This window comes from Chryseobacterium piscicola, assembly GCF_900156685.1.
Lineage (GTDB): Bacteria > Bacteroidota > Bacteroidia > Flavobacteriales > Weeksellaceae > Chryseobacterium > Chryseobacterium piscicola.
Window position 1 is genome coordinate 180,989 of record NZ_FTOJ01000006.1, and the last position, 20,084, is coordinate 201,072.

Genomic DNA, 20,084 nt, shown 5'->3' on the forward strand with positions numbered 1-20,084 from the left:
AGTTTGAAGTTCCCTTTATATTTCTCAAGAAAAATAGCGTTTTCCAAAGATAACAAAAATAACCTATCTAAGGTGATTATCGTGATTGGTAGACTCTCGGTAGCCATTGGTATCATAGTTTCTCTGATTACAATCTCTACAGGATACGGCTCCAAAAAAGCCATTAAAGAAAGGCTTGCGGACTTCAACGGACATCTTAATGTAAAATCTACACGCTCCAACTCATCCTACAATACATCTGTTCTTGATAGTACGGGATTGAATATTAAAAAAATAAATGAACTTCCAGATGTAGATGGTGTACAAAAATACGCTACAGTAACCGGAATCATGCGAACAGAAAAAGATTTTGCTGGCATTATTTTTAAAGGGATTGGGAAAGATTTTGACAGTCTAAGATTCAAAAAATTCCTTGTAGAAGGAATTGCTCCAAAGGTTTCGGAAAAAGGATACTACAACGGAGTTACCATTTCACAAAAAATTTCTATAGACCTTCATTTAAAACTTCATGATAGTATTGTAACGATCTTTTCAAAAGCAGATCAACAGCCTATCTACAGAAAGTTTGAAGTGGTGGGAATATATAAAACGGATATTAAGATGATTGATGACCAAACGGTTTTGGGAGACATCAACCATGTGAGGAGAATTCAGAATATGTCAAAAAACGATATTGGTGGTCTAGATATATTCATTAAAGATTCTAGCGTTTTTGAAACTATTATTGCCAAAATAAAAAAAGCAAATAGAACCGAAAAATCTATCCCTCACATTTTAAGTTTGATTTTTGATAAGTATGATAGTACCTCAGAAGCCGTACCTCAAGTTGAAAAATTTGTTGGCTACAAAAACTACATAGAAAATGCACTAGAACGATATCCACAAATAAGAGATTGGATCAGCATTTTTGATGTTAATATTGCTTTAATTATCATTATCATGCTTATCGTTGTGATTATTAATATTATTATGGTGCTTTTAATTTTAATAATTGAAAGAACCAATTCAATCGGGTTACTCAAAACTTTAGGAGCCACCAACGCTCAAATAAGAGCAACTTTCATCAATTACACTTTAATCATCATGGTTCCCGGGCTTGTTTTTGGAAATGCTATTGGGCTTTCGCTTCTTTTCATACAAAGATTTTTTGGCATTATTACACTCAATCCTGCCAACTATTATGTAAGTACAGTTCCGGTGGATTTGGATCCCGTGGCTATCATTTCTATTTCAGTAGGAATTTTAATCATTTCGGGTCTTGCATTGATCATCCCAAGTTATCTGATTAGTAAAATTTCTCCTGTAAAGGCGATTAAGTATAATTAAATTACCTGCTTGCTATCGTGAAAAATAATTACAAAATTTCAGACTTTTAAACTGAAGTTTCAAACTGTTATTTATTTTTTCTTATTTAATGGAATTTATTTTTAAATTTCCAACGTAATTTAAAATTTATATCATTTACGATTTTAATTGATTTAAAACCTTAAAATTGAAAGGTTTATATTTGTGACTTTAGAAAAAATAAGTATGAAATACGCAAACAATATACTCGAAACGATCGGGAATACGCCTCTTGTAAAGCTAAATAAGGTGTTGGGTGAAGATTTCCCGGCACTTGTTTTGGCAAAAGTAGAAACTTTCAACCCCGGTAACTCTGTGAAAGACCGTATGGCAGTAAAAATGATTGAAGATGCCGAAAAAGACGGAAGATTGAAACCCGGCGGAACCATTATCGAAGGTACATCAGGAAATACAGGAATGGGACTCGCTTTGGCGGCAATAGTGAAAGGTTATAAATGTATTTTTGTAACCAATGCTAAGCAATCTAAAGAAAAATGCGACATTCTAAGAGCTGTGGGTGCAGAAGTAATCGTTTGCCCTACAGATGTGAAGCCTACAGATCCTCGTTCTTATTACTCAGTTTCTAAAAGACTAGCTAAAGAGACTGAAAATGGATGGTATGTGAATCAATACGATAATTTATCAAACCGTACGGCACATTATGAGTCTACAGCTCCAGAAATATGGGAACAAACTGAAGGAAAACTCACTCACTTTTTGGCAGGAGCCGGTACTGGAGGTACAATTACAGGTTGTGGGAAATTTTTTAAAGAGAAAAATGAAAATATTAAAGTAATTGGAGTAGATACTTATGGGTCTATCCTAAAAGAAATTCATGAGACTGGAGAAATTCATTTAGAAAATGCCTATACCTATATTACAGAAGGAATTGGAGAAGACATTCTTCCTGAAAATTATGACATGTCTGTAATTGATCATTTTGAAAAAGTTACCGATAAAGACGGTGCTATTTACGCAAGAAAACTAGCTAAAGAAGAAGGAATTTTCTGCGGATATTCTGCAGGAAGTGCTATAGCATCTTTGGTTCAAATGAAAGATCAGTTTACAAAAGATGACATCATCGTTGTTTTGCTTCACGATCACGGTTCAAGATATGTTGCGAAAATTTACAATGATGAGTGGATGCGTGAAATGGGTTGGCTAGACTAAAAAATTTCCGTTTAAAATACAAAACTCAGAGTAATTTGCTCTGAGTTTTTTTATTTAAAGCCTCTGCTGCGTTAGAGTTCAGTTTTATCATATCTGATTTCTTCCCCAGAAGTTTGATTCTTGCTGTTCAATTCTCTGATGCATCATCTATTTTCCAACTTTAGAGAAAAAACTAAAAATTTACTCTTTTAACTGAGTTTCTATCATTTTCTTTAAGGCTGAAAAATCGTTTCCGTTCATTGATTTTTTCGGGAACATGTAACTGTATTTTCCCTCCAAAGCAATGTATCTTTCGTTGATGTCATATACTTTAAAATCTTTCCACTCGCTGGTTTCTTTTTCCTGGTCTATATTTACAGTGAAGAAATTTTCATCAAAAGTTATCTCGTAAAGATGGCAGTTTTCTAGTTTAAGTAAATAAGTTTTCACTTGTTTTTTCCATCTTGAAACTTTATTCACGCTTACTGAGAGAAAAACGGCACTCAATAGAAAAAGAAAACTCACAAAGTACAGAATCCCGAATTTCTCTTTACTAAGATCATCTTTAAATAAAAACAATATTGCCAAAATCACTGCAATAGCAATCACTGTAAATGTTTTCCCTCTTGTGTCAGAAGACAGAAACAAATTTCCCTGATTACCAATAAAATATATTTCTTCGAAATCTCGTCTTTTTGGGTTAATGATGATTTTCTTTTCTTTGCTCATACTATCTATCTATTGAATTCTACAAAGATATGTTTTTAGGACTTTGAATGAAAGTGCAGGTTGAGAGCATTCGAAAATGAAGAAATCTATTCTATAATTACACTTTTTTGTTTTAATAATCATCTATTTATTTCTCAGCATTGTCACCTGCATATTTTCCTAGAATATGTTCTGTTACAGGCTTTAATTCTTTATTATTATCTGGATTTATCCCATCATTTGTAAAAAATTCAACTTTATTTTTATATTTAGAATACCAAGATTTGCCCATCGCATTATCTACAGTTAAAGTATCTGGACGCAAATTTTTTTTGAAATATTTAATTTTTACAGAATCTAATATCATGAGTTTGTGTAAAGGATTTTTATCTTGAGCGGTGGTCATTTTATACCTACTTTCTTCCCAATACATGAATTTTGTGTCAGAAGAAGACGCAAAGAGATGTGGTTTCGTTTCATTAGGCTTGTTTAATGCAAAACTTCCTCCCGCTATCATTAAACCCGCAGCTCCCAGACTCATGCCTTTATGTTTTGTAAAAAATTCAGGAATTTTAATAATATTCTGAATGGTAATATGGATGATATTTTCTTTGGAATCTGAAGAGTTACCTTCTATCGGAAACTTGTGTTTGATGGTATTTTCTTTTATATCAACTACTGCGGTTTCATTATTTACAAAATCTTGGTAATCTGTAAAGCCGAGATATTCGCTAAACTTATTCAGTTTAAAAATTTCAATTCTAATTTCGTCATTCTTGTTTTCTATATAAGCATCATAATATCGTATAAAGGTTCTATCGGAAATTTCAAATCCAAAATGATCTTCGAAGTAAGCCCAGAGATAGGTTGCCAAAGCATTTTTTGTGGTTTGGCCGGAATCTTTTTTGGCTTTGTTGAAAACTTTGTTGATGAGTTTCTTTTTATTAGACATAAATGGTTATTAAGCAGTTACAAAAAAAACACTTTTTCGCGAGATATTTATACGGGATGTCGTAAAATATAATTTCTGCAATACTTTTTGTCAAAGATTTGTCAAACGATGTCAGAGTATTGTCAGAATTCCAAAGTCATTTCTGTAGTTACTTTGCGTAAGAAATCAAACAAAAAAAACAATACAAAATGTAAGATTTCTTATCATCCTAAAAAACGAAAGAACATTCTCTTGACCGGGAAGCAAAGATTTTTCTTTCGTTCCAAAGGGTAATTACTTCCCAAAATTTAAGAAGCGCTTCTTTTTTCAAAATGTGACCACTGCCTGCCATCTGTTTTGCGGGGAAGAGCACTAATGTCAATTTTTAAATTTTACAATCGTGATACAATTATTATTGATCCTGCTTGGCTTATCAACCTCAGGAAGCAACGGAGATACATCAGGAAATTCTGATACAGCAACAGTACAGACTTCACAAATAGGAAATGATTACAATTCTACACCCGGAGACGGACCTGGAGGAACAAGCGGAAATACGGGACATCTTCCGCCGCCGCCATTTACTTTACCATAAATTTATAAAGGTTAGATTGCATAAATCTGACCTTTTTTTCATAATTTGCTGACTAAACCACCATCTTGAATAAATTAATTCTTTTAGCTTGCCTAATAGGCATACTAACTAGTTGCAGCAAAAAAACAAATAGCCCAAAAAATTCTGGAAAAGACAACGAAAGCTACGCAAAAGCTCGTGAATGTAGAGATTCTGGTCATAAAGATTCTGCTTTTATTTACTATAATTCTGCAAAGATAAAATATAAGGAAGTAGAAGATTCTTTAGGAGTAGCTCAATCACTCATTAACATGGGAAGAATCCAAACAGATTTAGGTGATTATTACGGAGGAATTGAATCCTTAATTGAAGCAAATTCGTATTCCAAAGATATTAAAAATCCTAAAATAAAAGAATTTCTTCCTGGTAACTACAATACCTTAGGAATGGCTTCTGCAAGACTTGGTAACCATAAAGATGCACTAAGGTACTACCTTAAAGCATTGCCCTACAGTGAAAAAAAATACCAATCTATCATCTATAATAATATGGGAGATTCTTATAGTGAGTTGGGAAATTATAAAGAAGCAATTAAAATGTTTCACCGGTCTATTGAAGGCTCAGACAGTACAAATTTTGCAAGAGTAATTAATAATCTTGCCACAGCAAAATTTAAGCTTGATGATAATTACAACCCAATTCCAGAATATAGAAAAGCTATAAAAATAAGAATTTTTCAAAATGATCCAACTGCGCTTAACTCAAGCTATGCTTCGGTTTCAAACTATTACCTTAATAAGAACAAAGACTCGGCATTGTTTTATGCAAAAAAAATGCTGGTATCTGCTAACTCAATAAAAAATCCTGATGATCAACTTCAGGCATTAAGAAAGATTATTCATATAGACAAAAAAAACTCTTCAGAGTATTTAAAAAGATTTTTTTCTATTCACGACAGTGTCAACAATTCTCGTTATAAAGCTAAAAATCAATTTGCTTTGATAAGAGCAGATATTGCTGAAGCTGAAGCTAAAAATAAGGAACTTGCTCTTAATAATCTCGAAAAAGATAATCAAGCAATCTACACAAATTCTGCTGTAGGAATTCTTTGTTTTGTGATAATATTCAGTATAATCTATTATAAAAAAAGAAAAGAACTTGCTGTAAGAAAAACAGAACTCAAATATTCTAAAAAAGTACATGATGTAGTAGCCAATGGTGTTTATCAAATTATGACCAAAATAGAAAACCATCAGGATATAAGCAGAAATGAGACTTTGGATGAGCTGGAAGAAGTCTACAATCGTTCCAGAAATATTGCCTACGATTCTTCAGAAGAAAATCTAGAGGATGACTTTTCTGAGAAGATTAGAAAGCTTGCTTCCTATTTTAAAAACGAGCATACAGAAACTTATCTTGCTGGCAACGACCCCGAATTGTGGGCAAATGTATCAACCCCTACCCGCTCAGAAATTTACAATATCTTGCGTGAAATGCTTGTCAATATGAAGAAACATAGCAAAGCAAATAGAGTAATTTTACAATTCAAAAAAGAACAAAATAGAATCGGTATTTCTTACAAAGACAACGGAATTGGTATACAGAAAAAAAGTTTTTTTAAAAAAGGTCTCCAAAATGCGGTTTCCCGTATTGAAAATATAAATGGAGATATTATTTTTGACACCGAAACAGAAAAAGGACTGAAAATCAATTTTTCATTTCCGATTTCATAAAACTTAAATGATGTTTAAAAAAATTCTGATTGCCGAAGACCACGAAGTCATCAACCTTTCTATACAACAAACTGTAAAAGAATTAGAAATTCCTATTGTAGACCATGTGTTTTATTGTGATGATGCCTTAGAAAAAGTAAAGAAAAGCCACCGCAACAATGAACTCTACGAATTAATAATAACTGATCTCTACTACGACGACGATCACCACCCGCAAACACTTAAAAATGGCAAGGAAATGATTGCCGCAATTAAAGAAATTCAGCCCGAAGTAAAGGTCATTTTCTTCTCTTCCGAGCATAAATCTGGAATCATTGATTCTCTTTTTACAGATTTACAAATAGATGGTTTTGTAAGGAAAGGAAGAAACGATGCAAAAGAATTGAAAAAAGCAATAAATACCGTTTTTGAAGGAAAAAAACACCTTTCTTTGGATGTGAAAAATAACCTTAAAGAACTGAACAGTTATGAATTTACAGCATACGACATTACGCTTATTTCACTTCTTTCACAAGGTGTTTTTCAAAAAAACATTCCCACATACCTTCAAAATAACAATATAAAGCCAAACAGCCTCAGCAGTATAGAAAAAAGATTGACAATTTTAAAAGAAGGCCTCAAAATTAATAACAACGAGCAATTAGTAGCATTTTGTAAAGATTTGGGGTTGATTTAAAAATATATCACAAGTCCCTACACTCTATTTGCTATTTTTGCAAACATCAAACAGATAGTTTCTTTTAAAAATATGCATCACACTTTCTTTGAAAACAAGCAAATAGAAGTAGTTTCTACTTTTTCTGAACTTTTAGGTAAAATTTTTAAAGGAAATACAAACGCTTTGTGCTGGAAGCGAAATTTGGTGGGAGATTTTGAAGAAATAGTTAATAAACTTCAACTAAAACAAAACATTACAGAAATCTCTGTAGAAAATCTCTTGTCCCTAGAATTATCTGAAAAAGGAAACATGGCAAGAGAAATCATCCTAAATGATTTGCAATTATTAACAGATTCTGGCGCATCTCCTTCTCTCAATTTACTCAAAAATTATGAACGTGATGATGAATTTGATTTTATTTCTACCGATGTGTATTCTTATCATGTAGATCGGTCTCCAATTGAGACAAGTACTTTTTTGTGCACCTATTTTGGCGCTACAAGTGACATTTTGCCCAATCATCAGGCGGTGCAAAAAATATTAATTCCTGAAATCCGAAAAAAACTGAGAAAATTACACAGCAGTTCAGAAGAGAGTTTTGAGGCATTTTTACAAGAAAATTATTTTGATCTTCATTACGAACCCACTCCGGACGCTAAACCCACAAACCTTGGAACAGGAAATATTTGGAGATTGTCTGTAGACCACCCAAACAATCCTGTTTTGCCTTGTATTCATCGCGCTCCTGTAGAAAATAGCGGCGAATACAGATTGCTTTTGATTTGCTGATTTTATTTTGATAATCATTATCAAATGTTTTAGAAAAATAATATCTTTTAATTTAAAATTGTAAACCCCAAATTTTCATAATATTTTCTCTGGTTATGGTAAATTTAGGTTTTCATCTTTATCGGCGGCAGCAACTTTTCTTTCTTCTTCAAAGTAGGTATTTTTCTTAAATCCATTTTTATTTTTTTAAACTTTTAAAATTTACAAATTATTTCAAAAATTGCAGATTTATTTCTCAATCCCATGAGATTTATAAAGTGTAAAGAGCTTTTTTATTCTTAATAAGTTGATATGTTTTATTGAAACTTGAAAAAATTAGAAATAAAATATTGATTTTCAGAATATTAAAATTTATTTATTCATAAAACAATTAAATTTAAAAAATATTCAAAAATTGTATATTTACTCAAAACCATTTTGTGCTAAAAAAAACCATCTTTTCTTTATTCGTATTTCTGTTTACATCGCTTTCTTTTGCGCAAGAAAAAATAAAATATTTCGACAACAATTGGAAGGAAACCACACAGAAAAAAGCCTTTTATTACCGCCCCTTACCTTTACTGAAAAAAGGAAATCTACAGCTTTTGCGAGATTTTTATATGCAAAATAAAGCAATGCAAATGCAAGGATATTATGCTGATGGAATAGAGAAAAATTTCGTGGGAGAGCTCTTTTGGTACAGAAGTGATGGCGAAGATAATTATGATAATATCTACATCAATAAATCTAATCAAAAGAAACTTAGCTATTATTTTGATGATGGCACACTTTGGAAAACAGTTGAGTATGGTGATAGTTTGAAAAACGGAAAAACGGTAGAGCTGAAAACAGACGGAAGCCTACTCGGAGAAAGCATTTACAAAAATGGCCACCTTATATCCGGAATTTTAGGGGCAAATTATAATTCTGGAAACTACAAACGATACAACAAAAAAACAAAAAATGATGAATCTGTAGATCTGCCCGACTATAAGGGTGATGACAGAAATTACTCCACGGTTTACTATTGGAAATCTACCTTGAAAACTGCGGTAGAATTTACCTATTTAAACGGAAAATTGATCACCGAAAAAAATTTCGATGAAAACGGAAACTTACTCCAGCAAATCGATAGCACTTCTTATTTCAAGAACACAGATGAACTCAAAAATGGAAGAGAATATTTTTATGACACTTATAAAAGCGGAATAAAACTAGCGCCTTTATTTATAGAATACCGCAGTTATGGTTTTTCTGATGTGAAATTAGACTACATCAGTCATCTCATTTTGTATCGTGGGACGATTCATTTTCTAGAAAAACATCCAGAAAAAAATCTGTATCGTCTTACAGAATATAATTTTTTCAAAGAAAATGAAAACCATTTTATGAGATTAAAACTTAATTTTCGTTCGGAAAATGTTTGGGAGACTTTGGAAAAATTTTTAGATGAAGAAACCCAACTTATTCCTGTTTCAGAAATAGAAAACTATTCTAAAGAGAAAATCTTTGAAAAATTCTCACAAAAAACCTGGAAAAATAAGGATTTGAAAAATAAACCTATTTTGGAGGAATTGTATTTTGCTTCGCCAAATTTCATGGAAAAAAAACTAAAAACACCTAGCAAAACCGAGACTAATGATAAAGAATCTGCTTTAATTTATCTCAACATCGCACCCGGAAAATATGTGTTATTTAGGGAAAACGGAGGTTATTTTATTCCTAAAATAACGGGCGATATTATAGAAATTCCCAATTTTATTTTAAACTAATTTCTTTTTTAAAACACATTCCGATGAAACTTTTCCTCAAAATATTTTGTACTCTCTTTTTATTACATTTTACAATTGGTTTTTCGCAAATTCCACCGAAACCTCGTCTTGTAAAAGTGAAAGCTATAATACCAACAGTTGGCGGCGATTATAGACCCGAAAAGCCAAAACCAACAAAACCACTTTCGCCCAGAGATTCTATCCAGGACGAAGTTCGGGATGTGGTGTATCTAGGTTATTATGATTGGGACGAAGAAGACGAAGAAGATGAAAAAGAAAAAATAGACCCAGAAGAGGATATGATTTTGGTTTTAAGAAAAAAAATTGAAGAAACCAAAGGTCTGCGCAAAACGCTTTTCAGGTTTTATCTGGCTAATATTTATGATTCCTATATCAATGAATACAGTTACAGAATCACAAAAACCGACATTACTCCTTTAGAAAAGCTTTCCCAAGATTATAAAACCTGGGCTATAAAAGATTTCGACAGAGAAATTGACAGGCTTTACACCGAAGTACTTTCTGATAAAAAAAATCTGCAAAACGAAAAAGTTGAACTATGGAAAAAACTCGTCGAAGATACTGAGTTCGCAAAATTCAAGCCTACTTTATATGATTTTGTTGCCACTTCTTACCTCCAATTTTTAGAAAAACAACCTTTTTCTGCAGGAAATGAAAACGAGAAAAAAATTGAAATTATAAAAAGAGAACTTACCGATTTTCACGCAAATGATTCAGACAAATCTGCGCTTTTGTATCTAAAAAGCACTTTTATTAAAGGAAATGCTCAGGAGCAAACCAAAGCCTACGAAAATTTAGCCGATACTTACCTTAACGAGCCATTTTCTGCCTATTTGCTTGAAGAAGCTGCTAATCTTGCAAAACAAGAAAATTCAGAAAAAAACCTTGTGAATGCCCATAGAATATGTACAAAAGCAATTGAGAAAGTTCCCGCTTCCGACTGGCAAAACCGTTGCAAAATTTTGATTAATGAAATAGAAAACAAATCTATATCCATAGAAATCCCAGAGAGAAGTCTTCCCGGTGAATACATTCCGATGAAAACTACGCATACAAACGTGGGAGAAGTGAAAATCGGAATTTCCAAGCACTCGAAAAACAGGAATTTCGAGAAAGAATTCTTTTGGGAAAATGGTAGAATTAATCACGGCTTAATATATGAAAGCAATAACAATTTCAATGATCAACAATTCAGAATTAACACTTTCAAACTGAAAAATTTCACTGATTACAGAACACACCAAACCACATTGGCAATTCCCCCTTTAGAGGAAGGAATTTATCTAATATCTGTGTCTAACATTGAAAACGAAAGAAAAGAAACGTTTGATATCGTAGTTTCAGATATATACTACATCAAAAGATTTGAAGATGATACGAAGGTAGATTTCCAGGCAATACATTCTAAAACAGGTAAAAACATTGCCAATTCTGAGTATGTAATGTATCAAAATTTAAGCGATTTTACAGATAAATACCACGAAAACAAAGACAACAAAGTCATCAAAACAGGAAATGGAATTACAGATAAAAACGGAATATTTTCTTTGCCAAAATCTAAAGACAGAGAATACGACAACAGCATTATTTATTTCCCGAATCTGAAAAAATATGTTTTGTTAAAAAGCGATTATAATGAGATTAGAAATGACAAACAAGAAGAAACAAAAACTGAAGAATCACTTCTCAAAGATTTTATTATTTATACAGACAGAGCCATCTATCGTCCAGGGCAGAAGGTTTTCTATAAAGGAATTTTGAAACAAGAATATTACGAAAAAACCAAAGTCCTTCCGAAACAAAAGGTTTTGGTAAAATTATTTAATAATAATCAGGAAGAACTCTCAAAAATAGAAGCTGTAACCAATGAATTTGGAAGTATTTCGGGAGAATTCATGCTTCCCTCTGGCGGAATCACGGGAAGATATTATTTTATTATGGAAGCTATTTCCGGGGAATCTGATAAAAAAGAAGTGAGCTCTTACAAAGAATTTTTAGTGGAAGAATACAAACGTCCGAAATTCAAAGTGGTGGTAAATCCTGTGAAAGAAGCCTATAAACTCGGAGAATCTGTAAAAGTTGGCGGTAAAGCCGAAGCTTTTTCTGGGGCAAATATTTCTGGAGCTACTGTAAAATATGAGGTAAAAAGACAAAGAATTTACTTGTGGAGATATTACTATGATGATGATTACCCAAACAATGAAAACGACACCGAAATTGCACACGGCGAAACCACCACAGACAACGACGGAAATTTTAATATTTCGTTTACCGCTGAAGCCGACAGCAAATCTACTGGCAACAAAAGAAGCTACCAATACATTGTTTCGTTTTATGTAACCGATATTAACGGTGAATCTCAGAACAATAAATCAATTGTTACCGTGGGAGATTTGAAGGCGAAAATAGAACTTTCTACCCCAGTAAAAATATTGCAAAAAGATTGGGAATCGGTAAAAGTATCGGTCAATAATTTGAATAACCAGAAAATTGCTGCCAAAGGAAATCTTACTGTAACCAAACTTTTGGGACAAGATAAAATTCTTTTACCACGTTTTATTGAACAAAATTTTAGAAGAAATTATAATGACTACAACAATAGAATTTTGCTGTATCAACATTATGAAAAAGAAGTTTTTGATGTTTATTTCCCGTACATCAATTACAATTTGCCAGACAACAGCGGGAAATTTAAAAAAGAAGAAACCGTTTTTTCTGAAAATTTCAACACCCAAAATTCTGAAAATGTAGTACTCAACAAAAATCCGCAACCCGGAAAATACTTAATAGAAGCACAAACTATGGTAGAAAACGACACCATTTCTACCTTCAAAATTGTGGAAGTTTTGGATAACGAAACCTTCAGAAACGGAAATCCTGTTTTTGTGGGTATAAATGTAGATAAACCATTCTACAAAGTGGGCGAAAAAGCTACACTTACAGTGTTTTCAGATTTTGAGGAAGGTTTTGTAAACTATAGATTCATTAGAAATAATAAAAAAGAAAACTACCAACAAATCGCCATGAAAAACGGTAAAGCCGACATTAGCTTTACTGTAACCGACGTAGATTTGAAGAACAAACCTTATTTTGAGTACGATTTTATACATGATAACGATTATATTTCAAACAAAATTACATTTGATGTAAAAGAAAACACCAACCGTGAACTCGACATTACCACGCAGGTTTTCAGAGATAAAATGCAACCCGGAAATCAGGAAAAATGGATTCTCACCATCAAAGGAAAAGATAAGGAGAAGATAAATGCAGAAGTTCTGGCAGCGATGTACGACGCTTCTCTAGATCAATTTGCAAAGAATTCTTACCAATTTTCTCATTACATTCCGCAAAATGACAACTATCGATATAATTATAATTACGATTATTACGATTTATCAACAAATGATTTTCTGACTGCTTTGGTTTCAACGGAAAGTGCTGATTTCAGTTTATCATCAGGAAAATTCAAAATACCCTCTGGCGAGAAGTATTTCCCAAGACCACAAGTTCCTACATTCGAATATACTTCGATTAGAAAATTAAGACAATATTCTTATTCTACAGCATCAATGATTAGTGCAGATTCATCCAAAAATATGGAGATACAGGAAGTTGTAGTTACTGGTTTTGCCTCTAAAAAAGAAACCAAACCAACATCTTTATATGTGATTGACGGAAAAATTTCAAACCAAAACCTTAATGAAGATGAAATTGCCGAAACCGTTTTCCTTAATCCTACCGAAGCTGTGGCACTATACGGACAACAAGCTGCCAACGGAATTTATGTGGTTACTTCTAATAAAGCAAAGCAAGAAGAATTGCTGAAAAATGTAAAAGCAAGAACCAATCTTAGCGAAACCGCCTTTTTCTTCCCAAATTTGTATACCGATGCGGACGGAAACATTAAGCTAGAATTCACTTCTCCCGAAGCACTGACCCAATGGAAACTACTTTTGTTTGCCCATACCAAAGATCTAAAAACAGGTTCCGGAGAATTTCTTTCTAAAACCCAAAAAGAACTGATGGTAACGCCCAACACACCAAGATTTTTACGTCAAGGCGACGAAATTTTACTTTCTGCAAAAATTGATAATTTATCAGAAAACAAGGTTTCTGGAAACGCAATGCTTTATCTTTTTGACCCTGAAACCAACAAATCTCTGGATGCAGAATTTCTGAATAAGGAAAATTTAACTAAAATTAAAATTGATGCAAAACTTGCTACAGAAGTCATTTGGAAAATAAAAATCCCTTACAATATCAACTCCGTGAGTTATAAAATTATAGCAAGTACTGGGAAATTTTCTGATGGCGAAGAAAGTGTACTTCCCGTTCTCACAGACAGAATGCTCGTTACAGAAACCTTCCCTATTTTCATTAAAGAAGGCCAAAGCAAAACCTACGAAATGAAAAGTATTACAACTCCAACTTCTACTTCTGCAGCCAATTTTAATCTGAGTGTAGAGCTTACAGCCAACCCACTGTGGTTTGCCGTGATGTCGGTTCCGTATTTGAGGACGTTTCCACATGAATGCTCTGAGCAACTTTTCAGCAGATTGTACGGTAATATGTTGTCGTCTCACATCTTGAATTCTTCCCCGAAAATTAAAAAAGTTTTTGATGAATGGAATGACAAAGAAACGCCAAGCAATCCTCTGGAAGCCAATGAAGAACTAAAAAATATTTTGATTTCTGAAACGCCTTGGTTGCAAAACATTAAAGACAAAGAAAAACAAATGCAAGAATTGGCGCTCTTTTTCAATTTAAATAAAATGAAAAAAGACCTAAAAAAAGCGCAACACGATTTGGTAAAACGACAAAATCCTGATGGAAGTTTTTCTTGGTTTCCGGGCGGAAGTAACGATAAAACTATTTCCGGACACATTCTCGGCGGTTTTGGAAAACTAAACAAAATGTTGAAAGATAAATCTGATGCTTATTTTACCAATGAAATACAAAAAGTAATAAAAAACACGATCGATTATTTGGATAAAGACTATTACAATCAATTAATCGAAGACCGAAAACAAAGCGAAAAGTTGGATTTGGCAGACTACTCTTCTTACTTTTATTATCGAAGTTTTTGGACGCAAGAAAAAGAAATCCCGTCTGAACTTAAAAAAGTTTTGAATGAATTATCTAAAAATTACATTGCCAATTTCGAGGAATATAGTTTGTACCATCAAGCCATGATTACCACATTTTTGCAACGTTACGGCTACAAAGAACATGCGAAAAACCTGGTTTCAATATTAAAGAAAAACGCCAAAACATCTGAAGAAAACGGAATGTATTGGGAAAACAATTTCTCTGGTTGGTATTGGTACCAAGCTCCTGTAGAAACGCAAGCAATGTTGATAGAAGCTTTTGCAGAAGCCACTCCGGAAGATGAAAAAAGTGTAGAAGAAATGAAAATCTGGCTTTTAAAAAACAAACAACCCGAAAGTTGGGGAACTACAAGATCTACCACTGAAGCCGTTTATGCTTTATTAAATTACGGAAAATCTTGGCTCGATGCCGAAAAAGGAATTAGCATGAAATTGGGAGGAGAAAACATTTATCCCGAAACCCAAACCACAAAAACTTCTGAAGCGGGATTCTTCAAAAAATCTTATTTCTGGGAAGACATTACCCCTGAAAAAGGAAAACTGGAAATCACAAAAACAAGTCCAGGAGTCGCATGGGGCGGAATGCACCGTCTTTTCTACGAAAACATAGACAAAATCACCAGCAGCAATTCTTCAGATGTATCCATAGAAAAGAAATTATTTGTAAAAACATTTGAAGGAAACGAGGCCAAACTGCGAGAAATAACATCTGAAAACAAGCTAAAAGTGGGCGATTTGGTGACGGTAAGAATGGTTATTAAAACCAAAAAAGACATGGAGTATATCCATTTAAAAGACATGCGAGGAAGTGGTTTCGAGCCTGTAAATGTTCTTTCATCTTACAAATGGCAAAACGGAGCCGGCTATTATGAAAGCACGAAAGATACAGCGACCAATTTCTTTTTCAGCTTTTTACCAAAAGGTACGTATGTTTTCGAATATCAATTAAAAGCCAATAACGCAGGGGATTTTTCTAACGGAATTACAAGTTTCCAAAATATGTATGCTCCTGCAATGAATGCACATTCTGCTGGAATGAGAGTGAAGATTGAGAGGAAATAAATTGTTTATCGAAAAAAGTATCCGAAGAAATGATTAAAAAAAACAATCCTATAGCATTATGCATTACAATAATCGTTTTGTACACCTGCGTTTAGTCTCGTTAATGAAAGATTTTGCTTTTATAAAACGATCAATTGCTTACGATTCTTTGTTGAGAAAGTTTTAGCGTTGAATTTCTCTTTGCAGAAGATGCCAATCTTCTCTATCCTAATGTTACTACTCATTTGATACTTCCAACGCTACAGAATCTAAAGAAGTGTTGATTAATGGTAGTTTATACAGCTTAAGATGTACAAAATCGGTGTAAATATTTAAAATAATTTTATAATTGAATAAATTCAGATTCAATTTTATCAATAACCTTTTGAGGAATACTTTGCTTTTCTGAAAAAGGTTTAAACAATTTGGTTGCTGAAATTACACTATCAATAATCGCATTTGGATTTTTAATGGTAAACTGATCGGCAATTTCTAATAAATCTTCTCTGTTTATAGAATTTCTCTTTCCATTGATCGACATGGCTCTTGAAATTCTTACATAATTTTTTAAAGCATCGAGTGGATAAGTTAAATCGTATGCGGGAGCTAGGTTCCAACGGTCTTTTTTTAGGTTATAAATGAATGAAAAATTCTTTAAATGATCATCAATATTGGCAAAAACCAAATTGAACACCATTCGTTTAAATAACTGTTCAATATCTTTATGAGGAAGCCTAAGGTCTACTGATAATTTAAAGAGATTTTCGTACGTAGAATGTTCAGGTTTTTTGAAATCCCAACCCGTCATTCCTGAAGCTGTAAGAATGTGATATTTCTCGCCATGTTGTCTATCAAAACGCAGAGTAGCAAAATGCTTATCATCAATCATTTTAGAGTCCATCATTTCAATACCTAAAGTTTTAGCAATTTCATAGTAAACAAATTCTAGTTTCTCCTTAGAATAACCTTCGTTTTCTTCTACCGAAAGTTTAATCAGGTAGTGATTATAATCTTCTGATGTTTCTAAATCACCGGCTTTTAACACACCCGTTTTCTTATGTTCTGAGACCAAAATTTTCGGTCTTGCACCGCCAGCCGAAGTTCCAATCTTGAAAATATTGAGTAAAGCGAAATCACTCAAGCCCTTTTCTTCAATAGATGTTTTAACGTCGAGGACTTTTTTTACAACTTCTGTAATCTCCTCAATATTGATTGAATTATTTGAACTAATATCTTTAGCTGGCGAAAACTCTAAGGCTCCCATTGCTCTTTGACCAACGTAAGTAAGCTGTTCTAACGGAAAAATATTAACAAAATCTTTTTGAGTAGCTTCTAACCATTCTTTAAACACTATATTTCCAAAATAATCAGGTAAAGAATCAGCAATCATCGGAGGCAGCCCTCTAAAAGTTTCGCCTTCAAATTCTGAAAAAACCTGAACATTTGGACTTCTTCTAATGACATACGGAAACAGCCTTTTATACAAATCCATTTCCAAAAATGCAGGATTATATTGGAAAGATGATTTGCGTTGATTTTCATCATAACCAATTTTTCCAATTTCTAAACCCCGAAAATGAACAGATACAATTTGATTTTTGGCCATATCTAATACATAGATTGATTATCGTTAAGATTTTCTGCTTTATTGACAACAAATTGATTCAATGATTTCATTTCATCGAAATATTGTAATACCTTAAGTAAGGTTTCAAGTGTGGGATTTTCCCCATTCTCAAGTTTTGCGATAGTAAACCTCGAAAGTTCTAATTCTTCGGCTAGTTCTTGCTTTGTAAGATTTTCTGCTTTGCGCATTTCCCTACACCAACTCCCAATACTATTTTTAACTTCTTTTATCGTAATAAAATCAAGCATAAAATTGTTTATTATAATAAACAAATATAGCAAAATTAAACAAATTGATTACTATAATAAACAATATAATCAATATCTTATTTAAGCTAACATATTATAAATGATTAGCATAGTTTTTTGAAATAAGTTTCAATTGTCCTAATTTAAATGTGTAGCTAAGAAAATTTTATTAACAAATGCTTACTTTCTATTTTAAAATTAATATTGTACAAAATCTGTAACAAAAACAAATTCTTACAAAAGAAAATAAAATTCACATAAATATTTGAAAAACAAACAAAAGACAATAAAATAAATCAAAGAAAGTTAATTTATTTCCCGATACAGTATCTATAGAAGTGTTTATTGATAGCGGTTTGTGTAGCGTAAGGTGTACAAAAGTGGTACATTTTGAATGTAGTATAAAGCCTTTTTTTGCATTTTTGCAAGAATACCATTATCGCAAAACTACTTTAAGCAAAGTTTTAATTTTCCTATTAGCTTTAGAACACACTTTTACTACCAATGTAAATTATCTATATGTTTTGAAAAATTATTTACCACTCAATTTCATAAATTTCATTATCATCATCAATATCTAGATCATCAATCTTACAATTGTATTTCTGCGCTTCGAACTTCAAGAAATCTAATAATTCTTGATACTCATTCGTAAAATTAGATGCTGTTTTCATTAAATCTGACAACTTTCTAAAAGACATTTTTCCACCTTTCATTTGAAAAAATCTCATATTTATATTTCTCATATATTGATAAATATATTCATTGTTGCCATGTATAGCTCCATTTAAAAAAAATGATAATTTTTCAGCTCCTACACTGTCATATTCGTACATTGATTTTTCTATCCAATATTTAAGCTGAAGGAATATTGATACATCATATTTAGTTGTTTCAACCCACTGTCGGTTAGAATTTAAACAAGACATACAAAAAAGAATATGTGGCCAAGAAATCTGAAAACCTAGATAAGGAATTTCTGCCGGAGTATAATGGCTACTATTTCTTTTAAGCCTACTTCCATAACTTGCTTTTCTAATTTCATGAGCAAAACCGCTTATTACATTAGCTTTATTTTCGTAACCAAAAATTAACGAGAAATTGTCATTATTCCAAAATTTGCTAATAGCATCGTATAAATATGTCAAATCATCATCAGTTCCCCAAAATTCTATTCCCAATCCCTTTTTTGTTGGAACTGTGTAAATCATTATTCTATTTGTTAATGCGTATTTTTAAACTTTTTACTACCTTTCTGCGGAAATCAGTACTTTTAAGATAAAGTTCTATAAAACTTCTCCTATCAGTTGATGATAACTATTCTTTGTTCTACTGATGCCTTCGACACATCGCCTGAAATTTGCTTTAATTTTAGTGTCGATGTCAATTTCAATCTGAATTCTTAAAGCTAAATTTTCATCGATATGTTCGTCTGCCATTTTAACTACATATCCCATTACAAACCAACGATTATGTCGTTCAGCTAATTCAGCTGCAGAAATAACACATTTTGATTTTAAATCATTATCATTAGCTTTTTCATAAATATTGTAAAGAATTTTTACAATTACATCACAATAATCAAAATTAAAAGAGGTATTTTTTACCCAGTCTACATATAATAGACAAAATTCCGTAAATAAATCAACATCTACATTGTAAAAATGGTCTGTGATTTCATTATTTAATTCATAAAAAACTGGACTGATTTCGGAATCTTCATCTTTTAAAAAAAATATTAAATCCTCAAATTTGTCAACATTAAAGGTTGATAAATCCTTAAATTTATCAACTTGCTCTTGGAGTGTGGATGAAACAGTAGTTGTATTTTTTGATAAGATATATAGTAGTTTATCTCTTAAAACTTCAACATTCCTAAATCTTTTTTTAGGCTCCTTCTTAGAACATTTATCTACGATTATACCTATTTCACCATTACAGGTGAAATTTGAATAAGGTGTTCTTGGACTATTTCCAAAAATATCATGTAAGATTGCTCCAAATGAGTAAATATCTGCTCTGTTATCTACATGTTTAAAATGTGTAATCTGTTCAGGAGCCATGTACATACCGGTACCAGACCATTCGTTTGAAGAGGTTATTGATAGTAATGTAATTTCTTTATCTGGAGTTATCAAACCTAAATCTGAAAGTTTCCAAAATCCATCATGATATAGAATATTTCCAGGTTTTAAATCACGATGCACATATTGGATATACTAATTTAACGTCCAGTTAAAGTTAAGCATAAAACCTTAATTTTAAGATATGAAACAAGAACGAAAAATTTATGATCCTGCTTTCAAAACCCAAGCAGTTCAATTGAGCAGAGAGAGAAATAATATATCAGAATTAGCCAGAGAACTCGGTATTAAAGTGACTTTGCTATACAAATGGCG

15 protein-coding genes are annotated in these 20,084 nt (G+C 32.3%); 9 read left to right on the forward strand and 6 right to left on the reverse strand.

Going from position 1 to position 20,084, the window contains the following annotated elements; genetic code table 11:
- The first annotated feature begins 3 nt into the window (after positions 1 to 3).
- Together BW939_RS10860 and BW939_RS10865 are read left to right on the forward strand one after the other, a co-directional pair.
- Positions 4 to 1,326: an ABC transporter permease gene (locus BW939_RS10860; RefSeq protein WP_076452051.1), complete on the forward strand. Its 1,323-nt coding sequence runs from the start codon at positions 4 to 6 to the stop codon at positions 1,324 to 1,326.
- Positions 1,327 to 1,530: 204 nt separating this feature from the next.
- Positions 1,531 to 2,514: a PLP-dependent cysteine synthase family protein gene (locus BW939_RS10865; RefSeq protein ID WP_076452052.1), complete on the forward strand. Its 984-nt coding sequence runs from the start codon at positions 1,531 to 1,533 to the stop codon at positions 2,512 to 2,514.
- A gap of 180 nt (positions 2,515 to 2,694) precedes the next feature.
- On the opposite strand, the gene BW939_RS10870 is transcribed toward BW939_RS10865, so the two are convergent.
- Together BW939_RS10870 and BW939_RS10875 are read right to left on the reverse strand one after the other, a co-directional pair.
- Entirely contained in the window at positions 2,695 to 3,222 is a 528-nt protein-coding gene (locus BW939_RS10870) for a YcxB family protein (RefSeq protein WP_076452053.1), read from the reverse strand.
- Between the two features lie 127 nt (positions 3,223 to 3,349).
- Positions 3,350 to 4,153: a hypothetical protein gene (locus tag BW939_RS10875; protein WP_076452054.1), complete on the reverse strand. Its 804-nt coding sequence runs from the start codon at positions 4,151 to 4,153 to the stop codon at positions 3,350 to 3,352.
- 379 nt (positions 4,154 to 4,532) lie between these two features.
- Here BW939_RS10875 and BW939_RS10880 point away from each other — a divergent pair, with 379 nt between their 5' ends.
- From BW939_RS10880 to BW939_RS10905, 6 genes are all read left to right on the forward strand, one after another.
- Positions 4,533 to 4,727 carry a hypothetical protein gene (locus BW939_RS10880; RefSeq protein ID WP_123891561.1) on the forward strand — a complete coding sequence of 65 codons (195 nt, stop codon included), beginning with the start codon at positions 4,533 to 4,535 and terminating at the stop codon, positions 4,725 to 4,727.
- A gap of 65 nt (positions 4,728 to 4,792) precedes the next feature.
- Positions 4,793 to 6,439 (forward strand): tetratricopeptide repeat-containing sensor histidine kinase, encoded by a 1,647-nt coding sequence (locus BW939_RS10885; protein ID WP_076452056.1) that lies wholly within the window; start codon positions 4,793 to 4,795, stop codon positions 6,437 to 6,439.
- Positions 6,440 to 6,449: 10 nt separating this feature from the next.
- Complete coding sequence (locus BW939_RS10890) at positions 6,450 to 7,115, forward strand: response regulator (RefSeq protein ID WP_076452057.1); 666 nt, start codon at positions 6,450 to 6,452, stop codon at positions 7,113 to 7,115.
- Between the two features lie 72 nt (positions 7,116 to 7,187).
- Positions 7,188 to 7,886 (forward strand): DUF1826 domain-containing protein, encoded by a 699-nt coding sequence (locus BW939_RS10895; protein ID WP_076452058.1) that lies wholly within the window; start codon positions 7,188 to 7,190, stop codon positions 7,884 to 7,886.
- Between the two features lie 419 nt (positions 7,887 to 8,305).
- Positions 8,306 to 9,637, forward strand: coding sequence for a hypothetical protein (locus BW939_RS10900; protein WP_076452059.1), 1,332 nt, complete (start codon positions 8,306 to 8,308; stop codon positions 9,635 to 9,637).
- A 116-nt stretch (positions 9,638 to 9,753) separates the two neighbouring features.
- Positions 9,754 to 15,831 (forward strand): alpha-2-macroglobulin family protein, encoded by a 6,078-nt coding sequence (locus BW939_RS10905; RefSeq protein WP_159439267.1) that lies wholly within the window; start codon positions 9,754 to 9,756, stop codon positions 15,829 to 15,831.
- Positions 15,832 to 16,153: 322 nt separating this feature from the next.
- Here the strand turns inward: BW939_RS10905 and BW939_RS10910 are convergent, their stop codons facing one another.
- From BW939_RS10910 to BW939_RS10925, 4 genes are all read right to left on the reverse strand, one after another.
- Positions 16,154 to 17,416 (reverse strand): type II toxin-antitoxin system HipA family toxin, encoded by a 1,263-nt coding sequence (locus BW939_RS10910; RefSeq protein WP_076452061.1) that lies wholly within the window; start codon positions 17,414 to 17,416, stop codon positions 16,154 to 16,156.
- A 2-nt stretch (positions 17,417 to 17,418) separates the two neighbouring features.
- Positions 17,419 to 17,685 carry a helix-turn-helix transcriptional regulator gene (locus BW939_RS10915; protein WP_076452062.1) on the reverse strand — a complete coding sequence of 89 codons (267 nt, stop codon included), beginning with the start codon at positions 17,683 to 17,685 and terminating at the stop codon, positions 17,419 to 17,421.
- A 536-nt stretch (positions 17,686 to 18,221) separates the two neighbouring features.
- Complete coding sequence (locus tag BW939_RS10920) at positions 18,222 to 18,896, reverse strand: DUF6904 family protein (protein ID WP_076452063.1); 675 nt, start codon at positions 18,894 to 18,896, stop codon at positions 18,222 to 18,224.
- Between the two features lie 75 nt (positions 18,897 to 18,971).
- Positions 18,972 to 19,892, reverse strand: a complete 921-nt coding sequence (locus BW939_RS10925) for a protein kinase domain-containing protein (protein WP_076452064.1) — start codon at positions 19,890 to 19,892, stop codon at positions 18,972 to 18,974.
- A 61-nt stretch (positions 19,893 to 19,953) separates the two neighbouring features.
- On the opposite strand from BW939_RS10925, the gene BW939_RS10930 reads away from it, so the two are divergent.
- Positions 19,954 to 20,084, forward strand: a 131-nt coding sequence (locus tag BW939_RS10930) for a transposase (RefSeq protein WP_143753986.1), incomplete at its 3' end; no start/stop codon positions are given.